Annotated in this window: 28 protein-coding genes; 5 read left to right on the top strand and 23 right to left on the bottom strand. The window is 62.9% G+C overall.

Translation table 11 applies throughout. The features are described from left to right. Positions 1-6: 6 nt before the first annotated feature. From phnC to phnE (R6258_RS00635), 3 genes are read left to right on the top strand one after another with little or no spacing between them, the layout of a single operon-like run. A complete protein-coding gene (phnC, locus tag R6258_RS00645; protein ID WP_318446226.1) occupies positions 7-801 on the top strand; it encodes a phosphonate ABC transporter ATP-binding protein in 795 nt (264 codons plus the stop codon). After that, positions 798-1,601: a phosphonate ABC transporter, permease protein PhnE gene (phnE, locus tag R6258_RS00640; protein WP_318446224.1), complete on the top strand. Its 804-nt coding sequence runs from the start codon at positions 798-800 to the stop codon at positions 1,599-1,601. The genes phnC and phnE (R6258_RS00640) overlap by 4 nt, the downstream gene beginning before the upstream one ends. Then, positions 1,598-2,398, top strand: coding sequence for a phosphonate ABC transporter, permease protein PhnE (phnE, locus tag R6258_RS00635; protein ID WP_318446222.1), 801 nt, complete (start codon positions 1,598-1,600; stop codon positions 2,396-2,398). The genes phnE (R6258_RS00640) and phnE (R6258_RS00635) overlap by 4 nt, the downstream gene beginning before the upstream one ends. 117 nt (positions 2,399-2,515) lie before the next feature. Here the strand turns inward: phnE (R6258_RS00635) and R6258_RS00630 are convergent, their stop codons facing one another. From R6258_RS00630 to R6258_RS00615, 4 genes are all read right to left on the bottom strand, one after another. Then, entirely contained in the window at positions 2,516-2,749 is a 234-nt protein-coding gene (locus R6258_RS00630; protein ID WP_318446220.1) for a hypothetical protein, read from the bottom strand. Positions 2,750-2,859: 110 nt separating this feature from the next. Then, positions 2,860-3,816, bottom strand: coding sequence for an OmpA family protein (locus tag R6258_RS00625; protein ID WP_318446218.1), 957 nt, complete (start codon positions 3,814-3,816; stop codon positions 2,860-2,862). Next, positions 3,809-4,630, bottom strand: coding sequence for a motility protein A (locus R6258_RS00620; RefSeq protein WP_318446216.1), 822 nt, complete (start codon positions 4,628-4,630; stop codon positions 3,809-3,811). The genes R6258_RS00625 and R6258_RS00620 overlap by 8 nt, the downstream gene beginning before the upstream one ends. A gap of 176 nt (positions 4,631-4,806) precedes the next feature. Continuing rightward, positions 4,807-5,145, bottom strand: a complete 339-nt coding sequence (locus R6258_RS00615) for a hypothetical protein (protein WP_318446214.1) — start codon at positions 5,143-5,145, stop codon at positions 4,807-4,809. 281 nt (positions 5,146-5,426) lie between these two features. Between R6258_RS00615 and R6258_RS00610 the strand changes: the two genes are divergently transcribed. Beyond that, complete coding sequence (locus R6258_RS00610) at positions 5,427-6,407, top strand: isoaspartyl peptidase/L-asparaginase (RefSeq protein WP_318446212.1); 981 nt, start codon at positions 5,427-5,429, stop codon at positions 6,405-6,407. Between the two features lie 50 nt (positions 6,408-6,457). Here the strand turns inward: R6258_RS00610 and R6258_RS00605 are convergent, their stop codons facing one another. The 7 genes from R6258_RS00605 to R6258_RS00575 form a co-directional block, all read right to left on the bottom strand. Beyond that, entirely contained in the window at positions 6,458-6,853 is a 396-nt protein-coding gene (locus tag R6258_RS00605) for a hypothetical protein (protein WP_318446210.1), read from the bottom strand. 188 nt (positions 6,854-7,041) lie between these two features. After that, positions 7,042-8,004 carry a C-terminal binding protein gene (locus tag R6258_RS00600; protein ID WP_318446209.1) on the bottom strand — a complete coding sequence of 321 codons (963 nt, stop codon included), beginning with the start codon at positions 8,002-8,004 and terminating at the stop codon, positions 7,042-7,044. A gap of 12 nt (positions 8,005-8,016) precedes the next feature. Beyond that, positions 8,017-8,775, bottom strand: coding sequence for an SDR family NAD(P)-dependent oxidoreductase (locus tag R6258_RS00595; RefSeq protein ID WP_318446206.1), 759 nt, complete (start codon positions 8,773-8,775; stop codon positions 8,017-8,019). Continuing rightward, the gene (locus tag R6258_RS00590; protein WP_412176341.1) at positions 8,772-9,791 is read right to left on the bottom strand and encodes a zinc-dependent alcohol dehydrogenase; all 1,020 of its coding nucleotides are present in this window, start codon (positions 9,789-9,791) and stop codon (positions 8,772-8,774) included. Before R6258_RS00590 ends, R6258_RS00595 begins: the two co-directional genes overlap by 4 nt. A 254-nt stretch (positions 9,792-10,045) precedes the next feature. Further along, the gene (locus R6258_RS00585) at positions 10,046-11,281 is read right to left on the bottom strand and encodes a nucleoside permease (protein ID WP_318446202.1); all 1,236 of its coding nucleotides are present in this window, start codon (positions 11,279-11,281) and stop codon (positions 10,046-10,048) included. Between the two features lie 86 nt (positions 11,282-11,367). Continuing rightward, positions 11,368-12,438, bottom strand: coding sequence for a sugar phosphate isomerase/epimerase (locus R6258_RS00580; RefSeq protein WP_318446200.1), 1,071 nt, complete (start codon positions 12,436-12,438; stop codon positions 11,368-11,370). A gap of 2 nt (positions 12,439-12,440) precedes the next feature. After that, entirely contained in the window at positions 12,441-13,625 is a 1,185-nt protein-coding gene (locus tag R6258_RS00575) for a Gfo/Idh/MocA family oxidoreductase (protein ID WP_318446198.1), read from the bottom strand. A gap of 211 nt (positions 13,626-13,836) precedes the next feature. On the opposite strand from R6258_RS00575, the gene R6258_RS00570 reads away from it, so the two are divergent. Further along, entirely contained in the window at positions 13,837-14,832 is a 996-nt protein-coding gene (locus R6258_RS00570; protein WP_318446196.1) for a LacI family DNA-binding transcriptional regulator, read from the top strand. An 82-nt stretch (positions 14,833-14,914) separates the two neighbouring features. Here R6258_RS00570 and R6258_RS00565 read toward each other — a convergent pair whose 3' ends face one another. The 12 genes from R6258_RS00565 to R6258_RS00510 all read right to left on the bottom strand — a co-directional run bounded on the left by R6258_RS00565 (position 14,915) and on the right by R6258_RS00510 (position 26,959). Continuing rightward, positions 14,915-15,130 (bottom strand): hypothetical protein, encoded by a 216-nt coding sequence (locus R6258_RS00565; protein ID WP_318446194.1) that lies wholly within the window; start codon positions 15,128-15,130, stop codon positions 14,915-14,917. Positions 15,131-15,395: 265 nt separating this feature from the next. After that, positions 15,396-15,779 (bottom strand): histone-like nucleoid-structuring protein, MvaT/MvaU family, encoded by a 384-nt coding sequence (locus R6258_RS00560; RefSeq protein ID WP_318446192.1) that lies wholly within the window; start codon positions 15,777-15,779, stop codon positions 15,396-15,398. A 139-nt stretch (positions 15,780-15,918) separates the two neighbouring features. After that, the gene (locus R6258_RS00555; protein ID WP_318446191.1) at positions 15,919-17,304 is read right to left on the bottom strand and encodes a Na+/H+ antiporter family protein; all 1,386 of its coding nucleotides are present in this window, start codon (positions 17,302-17,304) and stop codon (positions 15,919-15,921) included. 407 nt (positions 17,305-17,711) lie between these two features. Continuing rightward, entirely contained in the window at positions 17,712-18,650 is a 939-nt protein-coding gene (locus R6258_RS00550; RefSeq protein ID WP_318446189.1) for a branched-chain amino acid transaminase, read from the bottom strand. Between the two features lie 39 nt (positions 18,651-18,689). After that, positions 18,690-19,973 carry a D-amino acid dehydrogenase gene (locus tag R6258_RS00545; RefSeq protein ID WP_318446187.1) on the bottom strand — a complete coding sequence of 428 codons (1,284 nt, stop codon included), beginning with the start codon at positions 19,971-19,973 and terminating at the stop codon, positions 18,690-18,692. Positions 19,974-20,033: 60 nt separating this feature from the next. Next, the gene (locus tag R6258_RS00540; RefSeq protein WP_318446185.1) at positions 20,034-21,197 is read right to left on the bottom strand and encodes a class II histone deacetylase; all 1,164 of its coding nucleotides are present in this window, start codon (positions 21,195-21,197) and stop codon (positions 20,034-20,036) included. Next, positions 21,194-22,144: an ornithine cyclodeaminase family protein gene (locus tag R6258_RS00535; RefSeq protein WP_318446183.1), complete on the bottom strand. Its 951-nt coding sequence runs from the start codon at positions 22,142-22,144 to the stop codon at positions 21,194-21,196. Before R6258_RS00535 ends, R6258_RS00540 begins: the two co-directional genes overlap by 4 nt. Position 22,145: 1 nt before the next feature. Continuing rightward, the gene (locus tag R6258_RS00530; protein ID WP_318446181.1) at positions 22,146-22,502 is read right to left on the bottom strand and encodes a RidA family protein; all 357 of its coding nucleotides are present in this window, start codon (positions 22,500-22,502) and stop codon (positions 22,146-22,148) included. Between the two features lie 67 nt (positions 22,503-22,569). After that, a complete protein-coding gene (locus tag R6258_RS00525; protein WP_318446179.1) occupies positions 22,570-23,604 on the bottom strand; it encodes a histone deacetylase family protein in 1,035 nt (344 codons plus the stop codon). 2 nt (positions 23,605-23,606) lie between these two features. Further along, positions 23,607-25,034, bottom strand: a complete 1,428-nt coding sequence (locus R6258_RS00520; protein ID WP_318446175.1) for an APC family permease — start codon at positions 25,032-25,034, stop codon at positions 23,607-23,609. A gap of 93 nt (positions 25,035-25,127) precedes the next feature. Then, positions 25,128-26,405 carry a TRAP transporter large permease gene (locus R6258_RS00515; protein WP_318446173.1) on the bottom strand — a complete coding sequence of 426 codons (1,278 nt, stop codon included), beginning with the start codon at positions 26,403-26,405 and terminating at the stop codon, positions 25,128-25,130. Next, on the bottom strand, positions 26,402-26,959 hold the full coding sequence (locus tag R6258_RS00510) for a TRAP transporter small permease (RefSeq protein WP_318446171.1): 558 nt from the start codon (positions 26,957-26,959) through the stop codon (positions 26,402-26,404). The genes R6258_RS00515 and R6258_RS00510 overlap by 4 nt, the downstream gene beginning before the upstream one ends. Positions 26,960-26,970 lie beyond the last annotated feature (11 nt).

Below are 26,970 nucleotides of genomic sequence, written 5' to 3'. Positions count from 1 at the left end.
TTACCCATGTTGCGAATATCCCACCTGGTCAAGCGCTACGGCAATAATCCGCCGGTGCTCAAGGATCTGGAACTCGAGGTGCCCGGCGAGTCGGTCACCTCGATCATCGGCGCCTCGGGTGCCGGCAAGAGCACCCTGCTCCGCTGCATCAACCGACTCGTCGAACCGACATCCGGCAGTATCGAGCTCAACGGCGTGGAAATAACCACGCTAAAGCGTGAAGAATTGCGTCGGACACGCCGGCGCATCGGCATGATCTTCCAGGGCTTCAACCTGGTCGACCGACTCTCGGTCATGGAAAACGTCCAGTGCGGACGTCTCGGCTACATTCCCTATTGGCGCGCCGCGCTACGCCGCTATCCGCAGGAAGACATCGACCGCGCCTTTCATCTGATGGAACGGGTGGGCATCGCCCAGTACGCGAACAAGCGGGCCGACGAGCTATCCGGCGGCGAACGCCAGCGGGTCGGCGTCGTCAGGGCACTGATGCAGGACCCCGAGATCCTGCTCGCCGACGAACCCACCGCCTCGCTGGACCCGGTCACCTCGCGGCAGATCATGGAACTCTTGCAGAAGCTTGCCGCCGAGCTGCATCTGCCCGTGCTGATCAACATCCACAACGTCGGTGAAGCACGCGAATTCACCGAACGTATCGTCGGCATGCGCTTCGGCAAGCTGATCTTCGACGGCAAGCCCGAAGATCTCGACGAGGCGGCGATGGATGCGGTCTATAGCGGGACCAGCGAGCACGACGCTTCTCGGCGCAGCTCACCTCACGATCACGAGGCGGTGACGTCATGAGCGCTGCCGTCGATGCGCCACGCCGCTGGCGCAAGACCCCCTTTATCGCCAATCCCTGGCTGCGCTGGACATTGCTGATCGGCGCACTGGTCTACGCGATCTGGGCCTTCACCACCCTGCCCTTCGACTGGCAGCGGGTCGCCCAGGGCGTTGAGCGGGCGTCGCGCATCTTTTCAGGGGCTTTTCCGCCGAGCTTCGCCCGTCATGAGCTGCTTATCGATGGCTTTTTGGAGAGTCTCAAGATCGCGATCCTGGCGACATTGCTGGGGGTCGGTCTGAGCGTGCCGATCGCCTTCATGGCGGCTCGCAACATCGCCATCAAGCCCATCTACGCCCTGGGCCGGGCGATCATCATCATCGCCCGCAGCTTCCACCCGGTGATCGTCGCCATCCTGTTCGTCAAGGCGGTGGGCTTCGGGCCGGTGGCCGGCATTCTCACCCTGACCATCTATTCGATCGGCTTCGTCGCAAAGATGCTCGCCGAGCGTATCGAGGAGATCGACTGGGGTCAGGTAGAGGCCCTGCGCAGCAGTGGCGCCAGCTATATCGCCGTGCTGCAGTTCGCCGTACTGCCGCAGATCATGCCGCGCCAGATCGGCCTGGCCATGTACCAACTGGACAGCAACCTGCGCGCCTCGGCGGTGGTGGGCATCGTCGGTGCCGGCGGTATCGGCGCGACGCTGATGAATGCCTTCGGCCGTTACGACTATGACTTCGCCCTGGCCATCACATTGGTGATCATCGGCGCGATCTTGATCAGCGAAGCGGTCAGCGGCCGCATCAGGAGGACGATCTGGTGAACGATTCAGTCACCGAGCGCGTATGGACGCGCTACAGCTCAAGCCAGCGCTGGTGGCGCTTTGCCAGCCTGATGATCGTCGCCGTGGCGGTCGCCTGGTCGCTTTCCACCATCAACATCGTCTGGCCCTGGGTGTGGGACGCCCCCAACCAGATCGGTGATCTGTTCAGCCGCATGGTGCCGCCCGACGTCTCGCAACTGGGCACCATCCTCTGGGTCCTGATCGAGACACTCAACATCGCCACCATCGCCACGTTCTTCGCGGTCTTCCTGTCGCTGCCGGTGGCCTATATCTCCGCGCAGAACACCACCCCCAACCGCGCCACGCTCTGGCTGGGTCGCTTCATCCTGGTCTCGAGCCGGTCGGTGAACACGCTGATCTGGGCATTGCTGTTCGTGGCGATATTCGGCCCCGGAGTGCTCGCCGGAATCGTCGCGATCATGTTCCGCTCGCTGGGCTTTCTGGGCAAGCTGATGGGCGAGGCGATCGAGGAGATCGACCGGCGACCGGTCGAGGCACTCGAGGCCACCGGCGCCTCGCGCGCCAAGGTCATCCTGTACGCCATAGTGCCCCAGGTGGTGCCGACGTTCTTTGCGGTGAGCATTCTGCGCTGGGACATCAACCTGCGCGAATCGACGGTGCTGGGCCTGGTCGGCGCCGGCGGGATCGGCATGATTCTACAAGGTGCCATCGATACGCTGGACTGGCGTACGGTGGCGACCATCCTGCTCGCTATTCTCGTGCTGGTCATCGCCGGTGAAGCACTGGCCGCCTGGCTACGCAAGAAAGTGATTTAGCCATCCCATGCAAACGAGGCCGGGGGCGAATTCGCCCCCGGCCTCGTTTCTGGCTACCTACGATCGAGCCGATCGCTGTCGAATCAACCCGAGCAATGCGCTCGGCCGACGGCGGGATCATTCCAGACCGGCGCCCTTGAGCTCGGCTGCAAAGGAATGTGCGACCCGGTTCAACTGGATCGGGTCGACGCCGGGCAGCATCCTGCGCAACTCGCCAAACAGGCTCTCGGCCGTATCATGGCGCCCCGAGTAGATGAGCAGGAAAAGGTAATGCTCGATCTGGGAGTCGTTGTATTCGACCGCATCGCGCTTTGCCCTATCTTTCTTGGTACTGATTCTCTGGATTGCCATCGCCCTGCCCAACCTTCCCTTCGTTCCATTCGATCACGAATCGTGCGGCCCGATCACTATTCGCGCTGTCCAACGCTAGCATACAATATTCATCAGGCTTGCGGGGTTCATCAGGCTTCGGGGGCATGAATAATCAGCTCGACGCGCCGGTTGGCGGCCCGGCCCCGGGCCGTGTCATTGGACGCGAGGGGACGGGTGTCGGCATAGCCCACCGAGCGCAGGCGTTCGGGATCGATTCCCGCCGCGACCAGATAGCGCAGGATCGCCGTGGCGCGGGCGCTCGAGAGCTCCCAATTGGACGGATAGCGCTCGGTACTGATCGGCACGCTATCGGTATGCCCCTCGACCGAAACCGTGCCCTCGTACTGACCGAGCAGCGACACCAGGCCCTGCACCACATCCTGACCGGGGTCGGTCAACTCGGCGTCGCCCGAGCCGAACAATAGATGATCCTGGATGCGCAGGTTGATGCCGCCCTTGATCCGCGACACCTCGACGCCGTCGATCACCGGCAAGGGTCGGGGTACCTTCAATTGCCATTCGCCGGCAACCTGAATGGCCGCCGCCTGGGCGCTGCCACTCACCCAGTGCGTAGCGGCTATCGCTCCTGCAGCCTGGCGAGCGTCGGTATGGATCTTCGGCAATACGGGGACCTGCGGCGCCAGCATACTCCGCCCGGCAACGCGCTGGGCCGCCGCCAGCGCATCGCGGCTCAAGGCTGGCGGCGCGAGCAGTGCATCCAGGCGCACTCCGAGCGGCGACGTCAAGGGCCGCGCGCCGGCGATTGGCGACACCGTCATGGCGCGCGCGGCACCGATCGCCTCGGTCGAGATTCGCGCACTCGACGGCATGGGCGCTTGCGCAGGCGCACTCGCCGCCAGGGCGCCACGCACGGCGCCTGCCCAATCCCCCGCCTGGCCGCTGACCGTTAGTAACAGGACGAACAGCGCCACCAGCAACGTCATGATGTCCATGTAGCTGATCATCCAGCCCTCACCTTCGCGCTCGTCGGTATGTATGGAGAGCAAGCGCTCGTGGTGGTGATCGTAGCGATGGCTCTCAAGCATTGGCGTTCGCGCCCTGCTGCGGCTCACTCAGCGACTTGCGGACAGGGTCGCGAATTTCATCCTGGTAACTGGCCATGAACGAGTTGAGCGTTTCCTCGATGAACGATGGCAGGCGGCGCTTGGAAATCAACGCTACGCCTTCGAGTACCATGTTCATGGCGATCAGGCGCTGCTCGGTCCGGCGCTCGAGCTTCACTGCGATGGGCTTGCACACCAGATTGGCGAGCAGAATGCCGTAGAACGTGGACAGCAGGGCCACCGCCATCCGCGGGCCGATGGTGGCGATATCGCCGACCTGCATCACCTCGAGCATGTTGACCAGCCCCACCAGCGTGCCGATCATGCCGAAGGCTGGCGCATAGGCCGCCATGGTCCGGAATATCTGCGCTTCGGCCAATTCGCGCGCCTTGAGCCTGGCGATTCGCCAGCGCAGCAGATCGGTGATCTCCGATTCGCGCGTGTTATCGATGACCAGTTGAACACCGGTACGCAGGAAAGGGTTGCGGGTCTGCTCCAGTGCGCGCTCGACCGAACGGATGTCGCCCTTGAACCACAGGCGCGCCATGTCCACCAGCTCGCGCGTATCTTCCTCGACGTAGCTGTCCTCACGGCGAAAGACCACGCCGACGAGACGTACCACACGGATGACTTCGCGCAACGGGTAGCTGATGAAGGTCGCCGCCAGCGTACCGGCGAGGACGATCGCCAAGCCCGGCAGGTTGACGAAGCTCATCGCCGTGTCCGCGCTCAGCAACACGACGCAGGCCAGCAGCAGCACACTGGCGCCTATGCCTATCAGGGTAGAAACATTCATGTAAGACGAGTCCGTTCGGAGCCCAGGATGGCACCATGATAGCGGCGGATCGCGGAGGCAAAGCCATGAAAAAGGGCTACAAATCGGGCTGTTCGAGCCTTCGTGAATCGCGCGAGCCTCTCCTCGTCCCGCTGTGATGGCGACGTGGCGCAGACGCCTGTCCTACCGTCTGGGCCTCAGAGGGGTTTGATGTCGATGACATGACCGATGATGCGAAAGCCGGCCTTGCGCGCCGCCTTCTCGGCTTGGAGTTGCGCTTCGAGCTTGGAAATACTCGTCGATTGGTGCTCGAAGACGGTATCCCACTCGAGGGGTTTGTTTCGGACCGCGAGCTTGACGACATAACCTGTCTTGATTGAATCACCCTTGGTGGGCGTTCGCTTGGCCTTGGCAGCCAGTGTACCGGCGCGATCTTCTGTCGCCTTGTCGCGTTGTGGCTTGCTGGCCGCTGGGCCAAGAAAAGCATTTATCTCCCGCTGCATGTTCTGTTCGAAGTCGTCTAGCTCTGTTGCCATTGATTCAATTACCTTTTTTGGCTTCTAATATTGCGCATTGTACCATACTCGCCCCCCAGCCCGGCAGAGGAGTCCTGGGCGCACGTTACTGTTAATCATGCCCAGCATCGCTGACCCTAGCTACGAAGACGCCGACTAGTTGGCAATTGCTATTATATTTTCAACTCAAGCGAAGTCGCCAAGACTTTTGTGAGTATCTTATCAAGCCAGAGTTTCTTTAATCAGAGTTATCTGCCAAAACAATTAGACATTCCAACCTCCGACCAAGGAGTCGCTGCAGCATGAAAGAGGCCCCTATCGCCATCGCGATTCATGGCGGCGCCGGCGTCCTGACGCCTGGCTTGTTGAATGCCCAGGACGAAAACGGCATTCACGAAGCCCTAAGACAAGCCCTCGACGCCGGACACCGTGTACTGGAAGCGGACGGAAGCAGCCTGGACGCCGTGGAAGCCAGTGTCGTCGCATTGGAAGAATGCCCATGGTTCAACGCCGGCAAAGGCGCCGTATTCACCGACGAGGGCCACCATGAACTCGATGCCGCGATCATGCAGGGTGTCGACCGCAATGCCGGTGCCGTTGCCGGCGTGCATCACGTTCGCAACCCGGTTCGTGGCGCGCGCGCCGTCATGGAGCACAGCGAGCATGTGATGCTCATCGGCGAAGGCGCCGATCGCTTCCTGGAGGAGCAGGGGCTACCCCAGGTCCCCAACGACTGGTTCGATACGGAAATCAGACGTCGGCAATGGCAGGACAATCGCCTCAATGCCGGCACACCAAGCCTCGAGCCCGGCCACGCCGCTCATCGCGACGGGCAGGACGACCCACCCAAGTTCGGCACGGTCGGCGCCGTCGCGCTCGACCGCGACGGCCATGTCGCTGCGGCAACCTCCACCGGCGGCATTACCAACAAGCGCTACTCGCGGGTCGGCGATACGCCACTGATCGGAGCCGGCACCTGGGCCGATGATCGAAGCGCAGCGATCTCCGCCACGGGGCATGGCGAGTATTTCATCCGCGCCGCCGTGGCTCACGACATCGCTGCCCGCATGCGCCATGCCGGGCATGATCTCGAAACGGCCTGCCATGACGTCATCCTTCAGGAATTGAAAGCGTTTGGCGGTCAAGGTGGGGTCATTGCCGTCTCACCCGATGGCAGTACCGAGCTGGTTTTCAATACGCCGGGCATGTACCGCGCCTGGCGAGACGAGCAAGGAAGGCTCCATACGGCGATCTATGCGCAAGATGACAGGGTGCACTCCTGAACGAAGCGGCCGGCCCATTCCAAGGGCTAGCCGCTCACCCTCGATTGAGCTTATTTCTTAGCCGTTAGCAGAAGTTCGAAGCCTTTCAGGATGACGAAAGCCAATAATGCGATGACGAAAACCACCAGGTACATCCAAGCGATGCTCTGAAGCGTCTCGATGATGGTTCGATAGATCTCCAGGGTCCATCGCTCGGAGGTCAGTACCAGTATCTGAGTGTCCTTGTCTAGCGCACTGATATACCGCTCGAGGTCATACACTCGCACACCGCCTGAGATACCCACTACCAGGCCGGCGAACGTCACGTAACGATGCCAGGCCCCACTGATGTCCTCTTCCACGATCCGTTGAAAGATCCGGGCGACAGGACGATAGAACAGGGCAACTACAGCCGCCGATACGGCAGCGGCGATGCAGAAGGTTGACAGCAATAAAGAGAAGAACATCCCTTACCTCAAGTGTCGACAGCTCACGAAGAGCCCTGTGTACTATTCGGCAACCAGGCGAAGTAGCACCAGGCCCGAGCGCGATTACGACATGCTAGCGGGATAAGCCAGGGTCGGCACTGCACCGATCGAGGCCGATTCGAACAGAACAAAAGGCTATTTCCGCATCAAAAACGACCATTATGGCTTTAGCGCACGACCTCGTTGACTGGCCAGTTCACCGCCTCTCCGCTTGCAAAGCGTACGGCCTCCTCGGCGACCTTGCGCTTTAGTTCCTCTGCCGCGTCCTCGGAATACCAAGCCATGTGCGGCGTAACGAGACAGTTGTCCAGGGTCCAGAGCGGGCTCTCCTTGGGCAAGGGCTCCTGCTCGGTGGTATCCAGCGCCGCACCCGCGATGGTTCCCGACGATAACGCCTCAGCCAGCGCGGCCTCATCGATGATGCCCCCGCGCGAGGTATTCACGATATAGGCATGGGGCTTCATCCCGGCAAAAGCCCCGGCACCGACCATATGGCGTGTCTCGTTGGTCAGCGGGCAGAAGATGGCGACCACGTCCGACCGTGAATAAAGTTCTTCCAGTGTGACGGCATCGATGTAATCGGTATTGTCCGCAGCGTTTGGCTGATAGAAGGGATCGTAGCCAATCACGCTGAAACCCAGTGAATGGGCCTTGTGTGCGTAAAGCTTGCCGATCCGGCCCAAGCCAATGAGCCCTACCGTCATCTGTGATTGTCGGCGAATGGGAATGGCTTCGGCATATTCCCAACGTCCGTTGCGGCAGGAGGCATTCATCTGTACCACCTTGCGCACCATGGCCAGTGTCAGCGCCAGCGCATGGTCGGATACTTCATGCATGCCGTAGTCCGGCACATTACAGACTTGCACGCCTGCCGCGGTCGCCGCCGCCAAGTCGACGTTATTCACCCCCACCCCATAGCGAATGACCTGTTTCAATCTAGGCAAGGCATCGAAGACCCGCTTGGTAAAGGGTGCGTACTGGTTCAGAACGATATCCGCATCGGCCACTTGCTCGATCAGATCCACCTCACTTCGGCAGTTCAGTAACGGCACCTCGAAGCCGGCCTTGGCGAAGATTTCGGCTTCGATGTCATGCGAGGCATGATCAAGGTCGGAAAATACGATTCTCATTGCAACTCCTTGTTAACGGCCCAGGTAGCCGCCATCGACGGGCAGAGTGACACCGTGGACGTAATCCGCTGCACTGGAAGCCAGGAACAGTAACGGTCCCTTCATATCGTCACCGCTCCCCCAACGCTTGGCCGGAATGCGTGCCGTGATTTCCGCATTGCGTGTCTCGTCAGCAAGCAGCGCCGTGTTCATGTCGGTCGCCATATAGCCCGGCGCAAGGGCGTTGACGTTGATACCGCGCGAGGCCCACTCGTTGGCCAGTGCCTTGGTCAACTGCATCACACCGCCCTTGCTGGCGGCGTAGGCCGGTACGGTGATACCACCGAAGAACGACAACAGCGAGGCGATATTGATGATCTTGCCCTGTCCCTGCTCGAGCATGACATTGGCGGCCAACTGACACAGTTCGAAGACCGCGGTCAGATTGACTTCGAGAACCGCTTCCCATTCATCGATGGGAAATGCTTCCGAGGGATGGCGGCGCTGGAGCCCGGCCGCATTGACCAAGATATCGAGCCTGCCACCCAGCGTCTCGAGAGCGGCATCGAAGCCATCGCGACGTTGCTGTTTATCGGCCAGGTCGATCACGGCACCCTGACAGGCGTGACCCCGCGAGGAGAATTCGTCCGCAACCTCGTGCACGCTCGCCGAGGCGCCCACGATCACGACTTCGGCACCGGCCTCTAGAAGCGCTTCGGCCATACTGAACCCCAGGCCGCGAGTGCCTCCGGTAACGATGGCCTTGCGGCCGGAAAGATCGAATAGCTTCATGATTGACAGTCGACCAGTATCTTGACGGTGTTGATGGAAGGAGCCGCGATCATGTCGAAGATGCCGGCGGCATCCGACAGCGGGACCACCTGGGTGATGGTCTTGCGCAGCTCTGCGGCAAGCGTCTCGGCCAGGGCCAGCGCACTGCCGAATTCAGTCTGGGTATAGACGCGTGAGCCAATCAGCGTGATCTCCTTGAAGTTCACATCGATCAGGTTCATTGCGTGGGGTGACTTGTGGGTTGCGGTCAGGCAGATGGTGCCACCCACTCGAACCAACTTGGTCATGTCCAGTGCCGCGCTTTCGACGCCGGAGCATTCGAACACGGTGTCGACACCATCGCCCCGAGTGACCGCCTCGACATGCTCGACCAGGCTCGCGTTTCGCACATCGACCGTCTCGAAGCCCAGCTCCTGGCACAGCGCCAGGCGACCGGGGTCCACATCCGAGATGATCACATTGGACGCGCCGGCATGGCGCAATACGATGGCGGTCAGCATGCCAATGGGGCCGGCCCCCATGACAACGGCACTCTGGAGAAGCGCGAAGCGCGCCTGGTGGAGCGTTCGCACCACCACCGCCAGCGGCTCGACCAATGCCGCCACTTCATCCGAAAGGCTATCCGGCACCTTGAACAATACGCTCTCTTCGATCCACTGATGGTCGGTCATGCCGCCGTCCCGATCGATACCGATCAGGCGCAGGTTGGCGCAGACATGAGGAGTACCATTGCGGCAGGGATGACAGTGGCCACAGGAGATCAGCGGATAGGCGACCACCCGGTCACCTTCAGCGAAGCGCGACCCCTCGACACTCTGCTCCACCCTTCCCACGAACTCGTGCCCTAGCACCAGCGGCGCCTGGGCGCGCGGATGCTTACCGGAGTAGATGCCGATATCGGTGCCGCAGACGCCACAGTAGGCCATACGCACCTTGACCGCCCCTTCCCGAGGCTGAGGCGCCGGTACGTCTCGGACTTCGACGCTCCTAGAGCCTGTATAAACCAATGCTTTCATCGTGCCTTTCCCATTGTTGCGCGACCAGTAGTGCGACGCGAATACACTCACAAGCATGCTCAAGGGTATGCCCAGGCACAGTAGCCTTCCAGTCGCGATTCGTTCAGTGATTCCGGCCTGGGCATTCCCGCAGTGCGGGCGGCCGAACAGCCGACCAAGGGCAGCTCAGGCGCCCTCGGTTGGGCTACGTCCCGCTGCAAAAACGGCGCCACGCCGTAATGACGTGGCGCCGTATGACACGCTAGCAGCGCGACTCAAGCCTGCTTTGCTTTCGCCGGTGATGTCTGGGCCTTCTTGTCACGGAACAGCAGTGAGAAAAGCACCAGAACGCCCAACGCGAAGGCGGCGGGAAACAGCCAGATGCCCTGCCAATCGTGACCTCCATCGACCACGTAATAGTCGGTGATATGCCCCGCGACCCAGAATCCGATTAGCATGCCGACACCGTAAGTCGCCAGGGTAATCATGCCCTGCGCCGAGCTCTGAAAGCGTTCGCCGGCCCTGGCATCGGTATAGATCTGTCCAGAGACGAAAAAGAAGTCGTAGCAGATCCCATGCAAGGCGATGCCGATCAACAGCATGAATACCAGCCCCTCGGCATCGCCGAAAGCGAACAAGGTATAGCGCAGCGCCCAGGCGAGCATCCCCAGCAGCAGCGTCTTCTTGATGCCGAAGCGGTGGATGAATACCGGCAACAGCAGCATGAACAGCACTTCCGAAATCTGTCCCAACGTCATCTTGCCGGTGGGGTTGGTCACACCGATCTCGGCCAGGAACGGATTGGCGTTCTGGTAGTAGAAGGCCAGCGGAATGCAGATCAGGATCGAAGCGACAAAAAAGATCGTGTAGTTCCTGTCCTTGAGCAGCCGAAGCGCATCGAGCCCGAGAATCTCCTTGAGGCTGGTGGCGCCCGTCGCCCGGGGTGGCGTCTTGGGCAAGGTAAAGCTATACACGCCCAGCACCAGCGAAGCGATCGCGCACATCAGGAAGGTATTGCGCAGCATGCCGGCCGCAATGGCCTGCTGGGAGTCCCAGGAAAACACGAAACTGATGGCGAGCCCGGCGACAATCCAGCCGATCGAGCCCCATACCCGGATACGCGCGAATTGCCGGGACGGATCGCTCATCTGACGGAAGGACACCGAATTGACCAAGGCCAGCGTGGGCATGTACAGAACCATGTAGAGCAGCACCAGCGGATAGAACGTCGCGAAGTCCTGGGACCGGTAAAGCCCGAACATCAGCGCGGCGCCCGCCAGGTGCAGCACCACCAGGATACGCTCGGCATTGAAGTAGCGATCGGCGATCAACCCGATGATGAAAGGCGCGATGATCGCCCCCCAGGATTGGGTGGAAAAGGCCATGCCGATCTGACCGCTCGAGACACCGAGATTCTGCGCCAGGAACGTTCCCAGGGTGACGAACCAGCCGCCCCAGATGAAGAACTGCAGAAACATCATGATGGCGAGCCGCGTGCTTGTCATGCTCATGGTGAACCTCTCGTTCGTTATGGCTTTATTGTCGTTATGACGTCGAGCGTCCTTGGATTCCGCCGATCAAGTGACCGCCAAGTCCATCAAGGGTCACCAGGTAGCCCGAGGATGCGGCGATTGCGCTCAAGGCTGGGCGCCGCCCCGGCGAAATCGTCGAATGCCCTCCCCGCCCGGCGAATCAGATGCTCCTCGATGAAGCGCGCGCCCTCCTCGGCCCCCTGCGCGGCGTCCTTGAGGCAGCACTCCCACTCGAGTACGGCCCAGCCCTCGTAGCCGTACTGGGTCAACTTGCTGAAGATGCTCTTGAAATCCACCTGACCGTCGCCCAGCGAGCGGAAGCGCCCCGGGCGGTCGATCCAGCCCTGATAGCCGCCGTACACGCCGCTGCGGGCATCGGGACGGAACTCGGCATCCTTGACGTGAAACATGCCGATGCGTTCGTGATAGCGATCGATGAACGCCAGGTAATCCAACTGCTGCAACAGCAGGTGGCTGGGGTCGTAAAGGATGTTGGCGCGTGGATGGTGATCGACGGCCTCGAGAAAACGCTCGAAGGTGGCACCGTCGTGCAGGTCCTCGCCGGGGTGGATCTCGAAGCACAAATCGACGCCGGCTTCGTCGAAGGCGTCGAGAATCGGTCGCCAGCGTCGGGCGAGTTCGGCGAAGCCCTCCTCCACCAGGCCCTCGGGGCGTTGCGGAAAGGGATAGAAGAACGGCCACAGCAACGCACCGGAAAAGGTCGCGTGTGCGGTCAGTCCCAGCCGCTGGCTGGCCTTGGCGGCCAGGTGCAGTTGTTCGATGGCCCAAGCCGTGCGTTCGCGAGGCTTGCCGTGCAGATGCGCCGGCGCGAAGTTATCGAAGAGTTCGTTGCAGGCGGGATGTACCGCCACCAGTTGCCCCTGCAGGTGGGTGGAAAGCTCGGTAATCTCGACGCCGGCCTCGGCGCAGCGACCCTTGAGTTCGTCGCAATAGGTCTGGCTCTGTGCCGCCAGCTCGAGATCCATGCAGCGCGGGTCGCTGCTGGGAATCTGCACGCCGTTATAACCCTGGGAGGCGGCCCAACGGGCGATCGTATCCAATGAATCGAAAGGCGGCGTGTCGTCGAGGAACTGGGCGAGGAAGATCGCCGGGCCGCGAATGCCGGTCGTGGTCATGGTTATTTGCCCCCCTGAATGGACGGGTCGATGTCGAGTTCGGTCCACTTGGATTCGCCGGCCTGATTCGCCGTTACCGCCTCGATGAACGCCATGCCGCGCAGGCCCGCCTCGATCCCCGGCACTCCCTCGGCCGTGCCACTGCGTCCCTGGCGAATCGCCTCGGCGAAGTCCTTGTACAGGTTGGCCAGCGCCTCCAGGTAGCCCTCGGGATGGCCGCCGGGCAGGCGCAATCGGTGCCTGGCTTCGGTTCCCAGCCCCGGCTGATCGATGCCCGCGCGAAGGATCGTCTGCGGTGCGTGCAGCACGCGATGGATCAGGCTATTGGGCTCCATCTGCCGCCACTCGAGAGCGCCCGCCTCGCCATACAGGCGAATTTTCAAGGCGTTCTCTTCACCGGTGCACACCTGGCTGGCGATCAGCGTGCCGCTGGCCCCTTCGGCCGTGCGAAACAATACGTCGCCGTCATCGTCCAACTGACGACCATCGGCATGTATACCGAGCGCGGCGCACAGCGTGGCGATGCGCTGCCCCGAGATGAACTCGGCCAGGCCGAAGGCATGCGTGCCGATGTCGGCCATGCAGCCGCTGATGCCGGTGCTTGCCGGGTCGGTTCGCCAGGCCGCCTGCTTGACGCCCCGGGTCTCGGGACGATCGGCAAGCCAGCCCTGCGGGTACTCGACATGAATCTTGCGAAGGGCACCGATTCGACCTTCGCGCACCATGTCGCGAGCTTGCCAAACCATCGGATAGCCCAGGTAAGTGTGTGCCAGTCCATAGAGCCGGCCGCTACCCTCGAGCGTCTCGGCCAGGCGTCGGGTTTCCGCCAGGCTCACACCCGCGGGCTTTTCCGACATGACGTGGAAGCCCGCATCGAGAGCCGCCCGGGCAATTGGTACGTGCAGGTGGTTGGGCGTGGCGATGATCAGCATCTGCATGCGCCGATCGACGGGCAGTTGCGCTTCCGTCGCGAGCAGCGCCTGCCAGTCGCCGTGCACCCGCTGCTCGGAAAGCCCACACAGAGCGCCGGTCCGCCGGTTGTTCTCGGCATCCCGGCTGAAACTGCCGCAGACCAGTTCGAAATCGCCATCCAGAGCGGCAGCCAAGCGATGGACGCGTCCGATGAAAGCGCCCTTGCCGCCGCCGATCATGCCCATGCGGACACGGGCCTGGCCAAGTGAAGCCATGTCTTCCCTCCCCTAAGGGCGATTACACCGCGTGAAACAACGCATGTAACCGGTTACATTTAGCGATAAAGCTAGAGCGCTCACCCGTCGCGGTCAATCATACGAAAGTCATGCGGCTGGCTGCGGTCACTGAGCGCAGCCGAGGAATACGGTAAGCTAGTCACTCGCGAGCGCGGGCTTACCAGCGGGATTGAAAAGAGGAATAGAGACGGTGTCGAACATACGTAGGGTCGCCGAGTTGGCGGGTGTCTCCGTGGCCACGGTGTCGCGCACCCTGAGATCGCCGAATATCGTCTCGCCGAATACCCGCGCCAAGGTTCTGGAAGCCGTTCGCGATGCAGGCTACAAGCCCAATCTGATGGCGGTGAAATTCCGTGCCCAGCGCACCCACAACCTGGTCGTCCTGGTGCCGACCATCGCCAACACCTTCTTCGCCCGGGTCATCAGTGGCATCCAGGCGGCGGCCCAGGAGCGCGGCTACAGCGTGTTGCTGTGTAACACGCTAGGCGACGAGAGCGCAGAGCGAGCGTATGCCCGCATGGTCACCTCGCGCCAGGCGGATGGCCTGATCCAACTGCGGGCTTTCAACCCCTTCCCGGCCGATGCGTTCAGCGCCGGCACGCTGCCCATGGTCAACGTCTGCGAGGTGCTGGATGACGTGGCCTGCCCGACCATCAAACTCGACAATCGCCTGGCGGCACGCACACTGACCGAGCACCTGATCGAGCTGGGTCACCGGCGAATCGCCATGATCAAGGGCCCCAGACGAAGCCCGCTGACGCGCGACCGGCTTCTCGGTTATCAGGATGCGCTGAAAAGCGCCGGAATCGAACTCGACGACAGCCTGTTGAGCCCTGGCGACTTCACGCCCCAGGCCGGTTTTGATGCCGCCGATGCGCTCATGCAGTGCCGCCGGCCGCCGACGGCCATCTTCTGCGAGAATGACGAAATGGCGCTGGGGGCCGTCAAGCTGATCAAGCGGCTGGGGCTGAAGGTACCCGAAGACGTATCCATCGCCGGTTTCGACGATATCGCCTTCGCCTCTTATAGCGATCCGCCCCTGACGACCATCGCCCAGCCCGCCGAAACTTTCGGCCGCCAGGCTGCCATCACACTCATCGAGCGGCTCGACGGCAAGCAGGACGTAACGCATACAATATTGCCTTATGAACTCGTCATACGCGGCAGTACTTCAAAGGTCCGGTGAGACGAGCGACAGGTCAATTGGTTGGATTCGGGGTGAGCGGATAAAAGCGTTCTACTCGGCTACCGGATAGGCGGGTTCGCTTTCAAGCGATGCGCCCCAGCTCGAGTAGCGTCTTGAGCAGTTCATTCACATCCGCATCGCTTTGCTTGAAATCGCCCATCAATACACGCAGACGCTGTTCGAAATTTTGCTGCGGGTGGTTGGCGGGTTCCTTCGATGGCGTTTCTATCTCTTTCAAGGCCTTGGCAAAGGCATCGTCGAGCTCACGGAACTTACGCAGCTTCTCGCGTTCGTCCATCTGGTTTGAATGCTTGGGATTCGATGCTTTCATTTATGAAAGTAATAATTCATGAGCAGTGATCGAGAAAACCGTGCTGAGATGAAAAAACCTGGCTTTTCGGTGCAAGCCAATTGCTGCACACCGCGCCTGCGCATACTAACGCGAAGGGCAATGTTTGCAAACACACCCACGGGAAGGCGGATGTGAAAGGTCTTGAAACACCGGGCTGAGGGTCAGCCCGGGCAATGCTAACGACCGTTTGACACGATTTCGCTATGAAAATTCAGTCTTCAGTACGCACGAGCCAGGATTCGACGGTATCGGCACCGTGCTCATCCTTCCAAACCTTGAGCGTTTTCTGATTGCCGCCACGGGTTTCAACGACTTCACCGGTATGCGGGTTCTTGTAGATTTTCAGCTTGCGCTTGCGACGACCGCCGGCACTGGTCGCTTTCGGCTTGCTGGCGGAAGCGGAGTCTTGCGGCTTGGGATCAAGCATATCGATCACGTCGCTAGCGCTCTTGTTGAACTCTTTCATCAAGGCTTCGAGGCGCTCCTTGAATTCGAGTTCTGACTTCAGGCGCTGATCACCTTCAAGCTGCTTCAACTCGTCGCTCAGCTGCTTGAGCAGCTGTTCTTTCTTCATGTATTCGCTTAACAGTGACATGCGCTACTAACCTTCCATATGTTTCTGGGGTGCCTCTCCATTATCAGCATTACGAAGCTATTTGCCAAGTGCCCTATTTATCTCTTGTTCAAAACTTTTAATTTATTTCTTCAGTGGAATTAATCGAAGCCCGACTGGCTTACAGCCACATGGCTGCCAACCAGCCAAACAGGATCAGCGGTATGTTGTAGTGAATGAAAGTCGGCACTACGGAATCCCAGATATGATCGTGCTGGCGGTCGACATTCAGCCCGGCGGTCGGTCCCAGTGTCGAGTCGGATGCCGGCGAACCGGCATCGCCGAGTGCCGCGGCAGTGCCCACCAACGCAATCGTTGCCAGGTCGGAAAAGCCGAACTGCACGGCCAGGGGAACGTAGATGGCGGCGATGATCGGTATCGTCGAGAACGACGAGCCGATGCCCAAGGTGATGAACAATCCCACCAGCAACATGGCCAGCGCCGCCAATCCCTGATTGTCACCGATCACCGCGAATGCTTGCTGGACCAACGTATCTATCTCGCCGGTGGCCTCCATCACGGCGGCAAATCCCGCGGCTGCGATCATGATGAAACCGATCAGCGCCATCATGCGCATCCCCGCGGTGAACAGATCATCCGCCTCGCGCCACTTGAAGATCCCGCCCAGCGACAACAGGCCGAAGCCAACCAGTCCACCGAGAATCATCGAACCGCTATAGAGCTGAATGCCCAAGGCGGCGACGATCGCCACCACCGACATCGCGAGCCCCAGTGGGCGTATCGCCGTCTCGCTGTCAGGGTTCGGCGTCGCGTGCGCCGCGCGCTGCTCTTGCTTGGTCGGTTGCGGGTGGCTAACAGCGAGCGCCTGTTCGGGATAATCGCGGGGCTTGCGATAACTGAACAGCAGCGCGATCAACAAGCCCACCGCCATCCCGGCGACGGGCACGCCCATCGCCAGCGGCACCATGCCCCGCGACACCTCGAGCCCCAGCGCCTGGCCGGCATCGTTGATATTGGCCAGCAGGATGTCGTTGAGAAAGATCGCCCCGAAGCCCACCGGCAATAGCATATAGGGCGCGGTCAAACCGAAGGTCATGGCGCACGCCACGGCGCGGCGATCGATGCGCAGCCGGTTCATTACCGTGAGCAATGGGGGAATCAGGATCGGGATGAAGGCGATATGCACGGGAATCAAATTCTGAGAGGAAATCGCCACCAGCAACACCGCGCTCAACAGCAGTGCCTTGACCATGGCCTGACGCCGCTCCGTGGCTTCCTGCCCCAGCAGACGGATCAGGCGTTGCGCGAGCAGTTCCGGCAGGCCGGCCCGCGAGATCGCCACCGCGAATGCCCCCAACGTGGCATAGGCCAGCGCCACCTTGGCGCCTCCGCCGACGCCCTCGTTGAAGGCCGTTATGGTGTCCGCCAACGACAGCCCCCCCGTCAGGCCACCGACCAGTGCACCGACAATCAGTGCGAAGACCACCGACACCCGCGCCAGCGACAGCCCCACCATGACCAGTACGGCCAGTATTACCGCGTTCATCTCCATCCCCTGTCAGCCCGATGTTGCAAAAGCCGGGGATTCTATCAGAGAGCGCCGGACAATGACGGTCGCCGTCGGTTGCGGCTTGGTATCGCTGCGGTTGGCATCGCTGTCATACAAGGTTCAAGAAAGCGTCGCTCCGATGCAATCGGCGGCGCGCACCCTGTACTCGGGATCAGTCATTGTCGGCAGCAAATGGTCCGCGATTCAGACAAGGGAAACTGTCGTTCAGCGCGCCACGGAAGCGAGGCGCAGGAAGCGCCACAGGAGCGGCCCGGCCGGGAGCAGCCAACGAAACGGTCAGCGCCGCGCGGCAGGATGCCGTTCAGGGAGATCGTCACCTTAACGCCACGGGGCCCGTCAGGGCCGACCGTGGCGTCTTTATGCCGATTATGGGTCTTAAGAGGCTATACGGCTTGCAGCCAGTCGTCGTATGCCGCCAGATCGCCGGCCAACTCGCCACGCACCAACCGCCGATAGAGCCCCTGGAGTTCGCGGGTGACCGGGCGCTGGTCGGCACGGCCGATGCGCCGACCGTCCAGTTCGCGAATCGGCAGGATCTCGGCGGCGGTACCCGTGAAGAACGCCTCGTCGGCGGTATACAGCTCATCGCGGGTAATACGTCGTTCACGCACCGTCATGCCCAGCCGCTCGCGGGCGAGCGTGATCACGCTGTCGCGGGTGATGCCCTGCAGGCACGAAGTGACTTCGGGGGTATGCAGCACGCCGTCGCGGACCAGGAAGACGTTCTCGGCCGAGCCCTCGGCGACATAGCCTTCGGGGTCGAGCATCAGCGTCTCGTCGAAGCCCGCCTTGACCGCGGTGTTCAGTGCCAGCATCGAATTGACGTAGTGGCCGTTGGTCTTGGCCCGGCACAGGCTGATGTTGACGTGATGGCGGCTCCAAGAGGAAGTCAGCACACGCAACCCCTCCTCGGCAGCACTCGGCGAGATGTAGTGCGCGAGGTGCCAGGCGGGAATCATTACATGAGTGGTCAAGCCCTCGGCGCGCAGGCCCATGCCTTCGGCGCCCAGGAACACCGTCGGCTTGAGATAGGCATCGCCCAGCGCATTGCGGCGCAAGGCCTCGCGTTGCGCGTCGAGCAGTGCCGCGGCGCTGAAATCGAGCGGAATATCCAAGGCGTGGGCGCTATCCAGCAGCCGCCGGGTATGCGCATCGGCGCGGAACAGGTGAACCCCATTCGGGCCATCGTAGGCACGTACGCCCTCGAAACAGCCCATGCCGTAATGCAAGGTATGGGTGAGCAGATGCATCCTCGCATCGCGCCACGCCAACCACTCGCCATCTAGCCAGAACCAGCCATCGCGATCACTGATCGACTGCATGTCACTCTCCCCTACACATTGAACGATATTCGTGACCAGTCACTTGCCGAATCGCCCCGGACGAAACGGCGCAATATTCAGTGCCGGCATGTCGCCGTCGATCAACTGAGCGATCAGTTGCGCGCTGCCGGCCGAGAGTGTCCAGCCGAAGGTACCGTGGCCGGTATTGAAATACAGGTTGTCGAGCTTGGCCTGGCCGATGATCGGCGGCCCGTCGGGTGTCATCGGCCGGAAGCCGGTCCACGACTCGGCCTGGTCGAGATCGGCGGCGCCGGGAAAGCGCGACTCCACCGCGTGACGAATGGTCGCCAAACGCGACTCGGGAATGCGCCGGTCGAACTCGTCCAGCTCGACGAAGCCGGTAGCCCGCAGACGATCGCCCAAGCGCGTCGCAACGACCTTGTAGCGATCGTCGATCACCGTCGAGCGCGGCGCCCGTTCGGGGTCCTTGAGCGGCGCCGTCAGCGAATAGCCCTTGACCGGATAGATCGGCAACTTGACGCCAACCGCCTCGGCTAGCCCCGGCGACTGGCAACCGGCCGAGACCACCAGCGCATCCACCTCCAGCGTCTCGCCGCCGCCCGCTGAGGCGGCGGTCGCAGGCACCAGTTGCAGGGCCCGCACCACGCCACGCTCGCGCACGATTTCGCGCACTTCGGTGGCATAGCGGAAGGTGACGCCGAGCCGCTCGCACTGATCGGCCAGCGCCTGGGTAAAGCGCTGGCAATCCCCCGTGCCGTCGCCGGGCAACCGTAACGCGCCGACCAGCGGCGCCTCGCCGCGCAACCCGGGTTCGATCTCGGCCAGTCCCTCGGGCGTCAACCACTCGTGATCGATCCCCATCTCGCTGAGCAGCCCCGCGGTGGCCTTGAGCCCCGCGGCGGTTGCCGCGTCGCTGGCCAGATCGATCAGCCCGCCGTGGCCGCCATCGAAGGCCAGGTCCAGGCTTTCCTCGAGTTCGAGAAAGCACTGCCGGCTATACGTGCCCAGGCGCAGCATCGCCCGCTTGTTGTCCTCGAAGACGCCCGGCGCGTTGGCGAAGCGCCAGGTCGCGGTCAAAAAACGCAAGGTCCATGGCGTCGGCGGTATCCGCATCTTCAGCGGGCCACTGGGCTTGACCAGCCATGGCAAGGCCTTCTTGATCATCGCCGGCGAGGCCCACGGATAGACGTAACCGTAGGAGCGCTGGCCGGCGTTGCCGCGGCTGGTCTCGAGCCCGGCGGCGTCGAGACGTTCGATCACACTGACCCGATGACCACGGCTGACCAGCGCATGCGCGGTCGTCACCCCGACCACCCCGGCGCCGATAATGGCGATATGCATGGCCACTCCCTCTATTCGGTATGCGGCCGCCCTCGATCGCCGGCGACCCATTCGATGAATTCACTCGGGCGCTTTCAGCACGTCGTCGACAATGCCATCCGCCGCATCGAGATCGGCGTAGGCGGCCCAGCCCCGGCGCCAGTCGTCGATCAAATCGCGCTGGTGGGACTGCAGCGCCTGATAGCCCCAGGCGGCGATCTCGGCATCCTGCGGGTCGGGCACGTCAATGGCGCTGCCGGCCAGCCGGGCGATGACCGCATGGCCGCATAACGGTACGTAGCCCTCGGAATAGCCGCCCTCGTGGACCAGCACCAACCGCCCTTCGCAGAGTCGCTCGGCCAAGCCCTTGAGTTGCGCGGTCATCGCCGCGAAGGCGCTACTGTTGAGCAGCATCTTGCCCAGTGGATCCTTACCGCAGGCGTCAAAGCCGCAGGCGACGACGATCAGCTCGGGCCGGAACGCCGCCAGTGCCGGCAGCACCAGCCGCTGCATGGCGTATTCATAGGCCTCGATGCCGCAGCCCGGCGGCAGCGGCAGATTGAGGTTGCCACCCAGGCCCTGCCCCTCACCCTGCTCGCCGAATTCGCCGGTGTCCAGCGGGTAGTTGCCGGCCTGATGCAGTGAAATCGTCAGCACTTCCGGGTCGTCGTAGAACGCCGCCTGGCTGCCATTGCCGTGATGCACGTCCCAGTCGAGTATCGCGACCCGCCCCACCTGGCCCAGTGCGCGGGCGCGCCGCACCGCAACGGGGATATTGCCCAGCAGGCAGAAACCGCGACCGCGGTCGGCCTCGGCATGATGACCGGGCGGACGGCACAGCGCATAGGCGTTGCTCCGCCGGCCCAGCGCGACATCCTCGATGGCGGCGATCGCCAGCCCCGCGGACTGTTTGGCCGCCGCCAGGCTGCCGGCGGTATACGGCGCGCAATCGCCGCCATCGCCCAGGCCACGGCGACTGCCGGCTTCGAGCGCGTCCAGGTAACGCGGCGTGTGGAAGTGCTCGAGATCCTCGCGGGTGGCCGGCGGCGGCTTGCTGACCGCCAGCTCGTCGATCAGTCCCGAGACCTCGAGCAGGTTCTTGAGCCGACGCTTGCTCTCCGGGCTTTCCGAGGCCGGCTGCGGCTGCAGGAACTCACCGGGCGCCGAAAACACCCCGATCGCCCCCGGGTCGTGCCAGAAGCAGCGCTCGTGCCAGTAGAACCCCGTCGTCGTCGCAAGCGTCATGAGGCGCCTCGCCCGTCCGCCAGGCGCTCCCAGACTTCAATCGCCGCGGCCAGATCCTCGAGCGAGGCCCCGACCGACTTGAAGACGGTGATCGCCTGGTCATCGCTGCGCCCGGGGCGCTCGCCGCGCAGCAATTCGGCCAGTTCGCCGCGAATCGACGCGAAATCGAAGGCACCTTCCTCGATCGCCTGGTGAATGTCCCCGGCCTCGCCCCGCGCCCCGGCGTAGGTATCGACGAACACCTCGCCCCGGGTCAGGCAGGCGGCGTCGCTCTCGCGCATATTCGGGCGAAAGGCGCCAATCAGATCGAGATGGGCGCCGGGCTTGAGCCATTCGCCGCGCACCAGCGGCTCGCTGGAAAGCGTCGCACAGCTGACGATATCGGCCTTGCCCACCGCCGCGGCGAGTTCGTCGACCACCGCGCAATCGAAGCGCGATGCATACTCCTCGGCCAGGCGCGCCGCCTTCTCCGGATTGCGGCCCCAGATGCGCACCCGCTTGATCGGGCGCACGGCGGCGTGCGCCTCGATCAGCATCGGCGCCAGCTTGCCGGTGCCGACGACCAGCAACGACTCCGCATCCTCACGGGCCAGTTCACGGCAGGCCAGCGCCGAGGCCGCCGAGGTCCGCCGGCGGGTCAGCTCGCTGCCCTCGATGCAGGCCAGCGGACGGCCGTGATCGCCCTCGCAGAGCAGATAGACCCCGGCGATCGCCGGTAGCCCGTGTGCGGCATTCTGCGGGAAGACGTTGACCATCTTCATGCCGATGTAGCCATCCTTCTCCCACGCCGGCATCAGCAGCATGGTCGCCTCGCCATCGTCACGCTGCATCGCGTGATGGTGACGCGGCGGCGCCACGACCCCCTCGACGAAGCAACGCGCCAGGCGATCGACCAGCGGCACCCAGGGCATCGCCCCGGCCACCTCCTGCGCGGTAATCATGCGCATGTCAGCTCTCCGTCTGGGCGGCCGTCACCATGATCTCGACCTTCCACTCAGGCTTGGCCAGCCGTGCCTCGACACAGGCACGCACCGGCGGACGGCCCGGCGCGACCCAGGCATCCCAGGCGGCATTCATGGCGTCGAATTCGGCCATGTCGGTGACCCAGATGGTCGCCGAGAGCAGATGATCCTTGGCCGAACCGGCCTTTATCAGCTTGGCCTCGATGGTTTCGAGCACCTGGCGGGTCTGGCCCTGCATGTCGGCGCTCGCATCGTGCGGCACCTGACCGGCCAGATAGACGGTACCGTTGTGCACGGTGGCCTGGCTCATGCGCTGGTTGGCGTCGCTGTATTCGATGGTCATGGCGTGTTCCCTCGCTAGTGAAATGAAACGATTAACAAGACGCACGGCACCTAAGGTACGTGCCGGTTCAATTTCCGATGAAGCCGCGCAGGAACGCGGCGAGATTGTGTTCCAGGCTGGTGGTCGGGTAGCCGCCCTCCTGGACCAGTACGCACGGCAGGCCGAGCGCGGCCAGCCGTGCGCCGATCGGCGTGAAGTCGGCGGTTTCCAGGCTCAACCCGGCCAGCGGATCGTCCTTGTGGGCATCGAGGCCCAGCGCGATGACCACGGCCTCGGGGGCAAAGGCCTGCATACCGGCCAGTAAGCGTTCGAGGGCATCCAGAAAGACACTCCCGTCGCTACCAACAGATAACGGTATATTTAGATTACTACCCAGTCCTTCACCCTCGCCTCGCTCATCGGCGCCACCCCAGAAGAACGGGTAGAAGCCGCTGGGATCGGCATGCAGCGAGCCGGTCCAGACGTCACCGCGAGTATAGAAAATGTCCTGGGTGCCATTGCCGTGATGCAGGTCGACGTCGACGATGGCGACCCGGGCGAAGCGTTCGCGCAGCACGCTCGCCGCGAGTGCCGAATTGTTGAGAAAGCAGAACCCCCCGGCGCGCTCCGGCCCGGCGTGGTGTCCCGGCGGGCGGCACAGCGCATACGCCGTGCCGTCGCCGTCGATGACTGCTTGGGCGGCGGCCTCGGCGCACGCCGCACTGGCCAGGATGCCGGCGAAACTGTCGGCCCCGATCGGACAGGCCATGTCGTGCATGTGCCAGCCGGCCTGGCCGATCGGATGCTCGGGATAGTGATGCCCGCCGCCGGTCGGGTGCACGTTGGGCGCGACCCGCTCGGCGGCACCCGGCAGCGCCTGCCAGCGGGCATGGATGGTCTCGAGAAAGGCCAGGTAACGCGGCGTGTGGATTTGTCCCAGCCGCTCGCGCAGGCGCGGCGTACCCGCCGCATCGGGCGCCTCGAGGCGTCCGCCGGCCACGTCGACGGCACGGGCCAGCAATTCGGCGCGCACCGGCCCCTCGGGCGATGGTGCCGGCGCGCCACGCAGCAGGAAGGTTTCCGGGGCATGGCAATCCTGCCGTGCCGAGTAGAAGTAACGCATGTTCACCTCGCGCGACGCTTGTCGATGGAAGGTTCGTCGAGCACTCCGGGAACCGTCGCCAGAATCGCCGCCACGTCGTCACCGCGACGCCGCCCCAGCGCCCAATAGACGGAGAAAACCAGCAGTCCGATCGCCAGCCACGGCAGATAGATGGCGAGGGTCGAGAGCTCGGCGAAATTGCCGCTGAACAGCGCCCCCCAGTTGGCGGCCTGAAAGAGGATCGCCAACGAGCCGAGCACGCCGACCAGAATCGGCAGCCAGAACCAACCGCCCGGCTGGAACGCGGCCCGCGAACGAATATCGCCCCGTCGGAGGTAGACGTAGCCCACCGTCAGCGACACCGTCAGGTAGGCGATCAGATAGCTGAACGTGGCGATGGACAGGGCCTGATCGAGGCCGGCCGACCAGAAGATCAGCGCCGATGAGACGACGTAGAGCGTCAGCAGCGACCAGTGCGGGGTATGAAAGCGCCGGCTGACCACCGAGAAGCATTGTGGGAAGACCTCGTCCCAGGCCCAGGCATATGGCATCTTGATCCCCGCGGCCATCACCGCGTGGACGCTCGAAGCCGTCGCCAGCAGCCCGCCGAAGGCGACGATCGCCGTGCCGTACTCGCCGAGAAACGCCTGCGAGGCGGTCGCCAACGGGCGTTCCGAATTCGCCAATACGCGATAATCGTCCACCACCCCGTAGAGGACCACCGCGGTCAGCGTATACAGCACGATGAGAAAGCCGGTTCCACCGACCATGGCCAGCGGCAGGTTGCGATGCGGGCGCTTCACTTCCGCGCCCATCTGCGCCGCCACGGCGATGCCGATGTAGGCGTAGAACATGGGCACCGTGGCACTCGCCATCCCCGCGAGTCCACCGGTAAAGAACGGCTGGTAGTTCGCCACCCGAATGTGACCGATGCCCGGCAGCACCAGGACCAGCACGGATACGATCAACAACAGGAAAATCGCGTTCTGGACCACGCTATAGCTCTTGGTGCCGATCAGGTTGATCACGAACAGCACACTCAGCAGTACGAAGCCCGCCATCGCCGGATCCACCGCCGGATAGAAGACCTTGAGATAGCTGCCGAAACCCAGCGCCAATACCGCATCGGCGGCCATGTAGCCCAGCCACTTCGACCAGGTGACGATAAAGCCGGGCAGACGGTTATCGAAGGTCCGCGAGATGTAGGTGTAGGCGCCTCCCGCCCCGGGGAACACGCTGGCGATCCAGCTGTAATTGGTAGCGATCGCCATCGCCAATAGCCCGGTCGCCACGACGACCACGATGATGCTCGGCCCAGTCGTGGAGCTGGCCGTGCCCAGCGTGACGAACAGCCCCGCGCCCAGGGTGCCGGCGACGACTGTGGCAATCGCCCCGGTGAGCCCCATGCTGCGCTCGAGATGATGAGATCTGGCCATCGAGGTTGGGCTCATGGCGGTCCCTCCTGGAGATCGTTGTTGTATGTGGTCTCGCTGTCAGGCTAGACGAGTCGCAAACCCGCCGCTTCGGCCTGACTCGCTCGCGAATCAGTCGAGCAAGCTGGGGATCCAGGTCGACAGCGCCGGAAACAGCGCCAGCAACACCACGACGCTGATGAAGGCGGCGTAGAACGGCAGCGAAGCGATGATCGCCCGTTCGTAGGGCACCTGGGCGATGCGCGCCGCGGTCATCAGCGTCATGCCCACCGGCGGCGTGACGTTGGCGATGTTCAGCGTGACGATCATGACGATGGCGAAATGCAGCGGGTCGAAGCCCAGGCTGACCATCGCCGGCACGACCACCGGGCCGATCACCACCAGCGCCGGCAGCACGTCCATCACCGTGCCGATGATGATCAGCAGCAGGCAGACCAGCATGATCTGGACGAAGGCCACGTCGCTCAACGTGGTGATCAGCTCGGCGGCGTCGCGGGCGATCCCCGAACGGGTGACGAACCAGCCGAGCACCGCCGAGGTGGCGAGCAGGAAGAACACCACCCCCGAGAAGCGCACCGTGGTGACCAGCGAGTCCCATACCTTGCGCAGCGTCAGGTTGCGATAGAACACGAAGCCGATGGCGATGGCATAGACCGCGGCAAACCCCGACGCCTCGGTGATGGTGGTCATCCCCGAAAGGATGCCGCCGAGGATGATCAGCGGCACCAGCAGCGCCGGCAGCGCCGAAAGGAAGGCCAGGATCGCGACCTTGAGCGGCGTGGCACCCTGCTTGGGATAGCCGCGCAGCCATGAGAGGACCATGCTGACGATCAGCAGCGCCACGGTCATCAGCACCCCGGGCAGGATGCCGCCGGCGAACAGGTCGATCACCGAGATGTCCCTGAGCAGCGTGGCGTAGACCACCATCACCACGCTGGGCGGAATGATCGGACCGATGATCGACGAACAGGCGGTGATCGCCGCGGCATACTCGGCGTCGTAACCCTGCTTCTTCATCTCGGGGATCATGATCTTGCCGATCGCCACGGTATCGGTGATCGCCGCGCCGGTGAGCCCGGCGAAGAACAGCGATACCGTGACGTTGACGTGGCTAAGCGCCCCACGCACGCGGCCCAGCAGCGCATTGTTGAAGGTAATCAGCTTCTGCGTCAGCCCGCCCTGGTTCATCAGTTCGGCGGTGAATATGAAATAGGGTACGGCGATCAGCATGTAGCCGGACACCCCCGAGAACATGCGGTCGGCGATGATGCCGACCATTCGCTCGCCGCCCAGTGAATAGACCCCGGCGACCCCCGAGATCGCCATCACCACGGCGACCGGCGCGCCGATCAGCAGCACCACCAAGAAAGCCACGATCGCAAAGCTCATGTCCGGACCTCGCTGTCGCTATCCAGTTCAGGATCGCCGAGCGCCTCGTCGATCACCGCATTCTCGTCGCTGAAGTGCTCGAGCAGGTCGAACCCATAGACCAGGTGCAGCAGAAAGATCAGCCCCGTCAGCGGCACGGTCACCGCCGTCCAGTGGTGCGAGATCTGGATGTTGTCGGAAACCATGTAGACCTGGTTGGCGTTGAGGAAGAATCCCCAGCCATACCAGACCATCAACAGCGCGAAGAACGCCATCACCATCAGCGTGGCAACCGCCGCGGCCTTGACCAGCGGCGCGGGCAGCAGCCTCACCAATAGCGTCATCGCCACGTGCTCGCCGGAGCGCAACGCGATGGTGATCGAGATCAGGCCGATCCACGGCAGGAACAGCCGCGCCAGCGAATAGGTCCAGCTCAAGGCCGAACCGGTGGCCAGGGTATAGATGAAGCCGACGAAGGAGATCGCCAGCATGCCCAGCACACAGCCTACGCAGAGCACGATGCAAGCCGTGTTGACGACGTCGCTGAGGCGGCGCGCGGTTGTCAGTATTGCCATGGAATCGCCCC

The sequence above is a fragment of the Halomonas sp. HP20-15 genome (assembly GCF_033446685.1).
Taxonomy (GTDB): domain Bacteria; phylum Pseudomonadota; class Gammaproteobacteria; order Pseudomonadales; family Halomonadaceae; genus Modicisalibacter.
Note: the sequence above shows the minus strand (reverse complement) of the source record. Positions and strands in the feature narration are given on the sequence as shown.

Coding starts and splice junctions, on each gene's coding strand:
- phnC (WP_318446226.1), top strand. CDS start 7: ATGTTGCGAATATCCCACCTGGTCAAGCGCTACGGCAATAATCCGCCG.
- phnE (WP_318446224.1), top strand. CDS start 798: ATGAGCGCTGCCGTCGATGCGCCACGCCGCTGGCGCAAGACCCCCTTT.
- R6258_RS00630 (WP_318446220.1), bottom strand. CDS start 2,749: ATGGCAATCCAGAGAATCAGTACCAAGAAAGATAGGGCAAAGCGCGAT.
- R6258_RS00625 (WP_318446218.1), bottom strand. CDS start 3,816: ATGCTTGAGAGCCATCGCTACGATCACCACCACGAGCGCTTGCTCTCC.
- R6258_RS00620 (WP_318446216.1), bottom strand. CDS start 4,630: ATGAATGTTTCTACCCTGATAGGCATAGGCGCCAGTGTGCTGCTGCTG.
- R6258_RS00615 (WP_318446214.1), bottom strand. CDS start 5,145: ATGGCAACAGAGCTAGACGACTTCGAACAGAACATGCAGCGGGAGATA.
- R6258_RS00610 (WP_318446212.1), top strand. CDS start 5,427: ATGAAAGAGGCCCCTATCGCCATCGCGATTCATGGCGGCGCCGGCGTC.
- R6258_RS00605 (WP_318446210.1), bottom strand. CDS start 6,853: ATGTTCTTCTCTTTATTGCTGTCAACCTTCTGCATCGCCGCTGCCGTA.
- R6258_RS00600 (WP_318446209.1), bottom strand. CDS start 8,004: ATGAGAATCGTATTTTCCGACCTTGATCATGCCTCGCATGACATCGAA.
- R6258_RS00595 (WP_318446206.1), bottom strand. CDS start 8,775: ATGAAGCTATTCGATCTTTCCGGCCGCAAGGCCATCGTTACCGGAGGC.
- R6258_RS00590 (WP_412176341.1), bottom strand. CDS start 9,791: ATGAAAGCATTGGTTTATACAGGCTCTAGGAGCGTCGAAGTCCGAGAC.
- R6258_RS00585 (WP_318446202.1), bottom strand. CDS start 11,281: ATGAGCATGACAAGCACGCGGCTCGCCATCATGATGTTTCTGCAGTTC.
- R6258_RS00580 (WP_318446200.1), bottom strand. CDS start 12,438: ATGACCACGACCGGCATTCGCGGCCCGGCGATCTTCCTCGCCCAGTTC.
- R6258_RS00575 (WP_318446198.1), bottom strand. CDS start 13,625: ATGGCTTCACTTGGCCAGGCCCGTGTCCGCATGGGCATGATCGGCGGC.
- R6258_RS00565 (WP_318446194.1), bottom strand. CDS start 15,130: ATGGACGAACGCGAGAAGCTGCGTAAGTTCCGTGAGCTCGACGATGCC.
- R6258_RS00560 (WP_318446192.1), bottom strand. CDS start 15,779: ATGTCACTGTTAAGCGAATACATGAAGAAAGAACAGCTGCTCAAGCAG.
- R6258_RS00555 (WP_318446191.1), bottom strand. CDS start 17,304: ATGAACGCGGTAATACTGGCCGTACTGGTCATGGTGGGGCTGTCGCTG.
- R6258_RS00550 (WP_318446189.1), bottom strand. CDS start 18,650: ATGCAGTCGATCAGTGATCGCGATGGCTGGTTCTGGCTAGATGGCGAG.
- R6258_RS00545 (WP_318446187.1), bottom strand. CDS start 19,973: ATGCATATCGCCATTATCGGCGCCGGGGTGGTCGGGGTGACGACCGCG.
- R6258_RS00540 (WP_318446185.1), bottom strand. CDS start 21,197: ATGACGCTTGCGACGACGACGGGGTTCTACTGGCACGAGCGCTGCTTC.
- R6258_RS00535 (WP_318446183.1), bottom strand. CDS start 22,144: ATGCGCATGATTACCGCGCAGGAGGTGGCCGGGGCGATGCCCTGGGTG.
- R6258_RS00530 (WP_318446181.1), bottom strand. CDS start 22,502: ATGACCATCGAATACAGCGACGCCAACCAGCGCATGAGCCAGGCCACC.
- R6258_RS00525 (WP_318446179.1), bottom strand. CDS start 23,604: ATGCGTTACTTCTACTCGGCACGGCAGGATTGCCATGCCCCGGAAACC.
- R6258_RS00520 (WP_318446175.1), bottom strand. CDS start 25,034: ATGAGCCCAACCTCGATGGCCAGATCTCATCATCTCGAGCGCAGCATG.
- R6258_RS00515 (WP_318446173.1), bottom strand. CDS start 26,405: ATGAGCTTTGCGATCGTGGCTTTCTTGGTGGTGCTGCTGATCGGCGCG.
- R6258_RS00510 (WP_318446171.1), bottom strand. CDS start 26,959: ATGGCAATACTGACAACCGCGCGCCGCCTCAGCGACGTCGTCAACACG.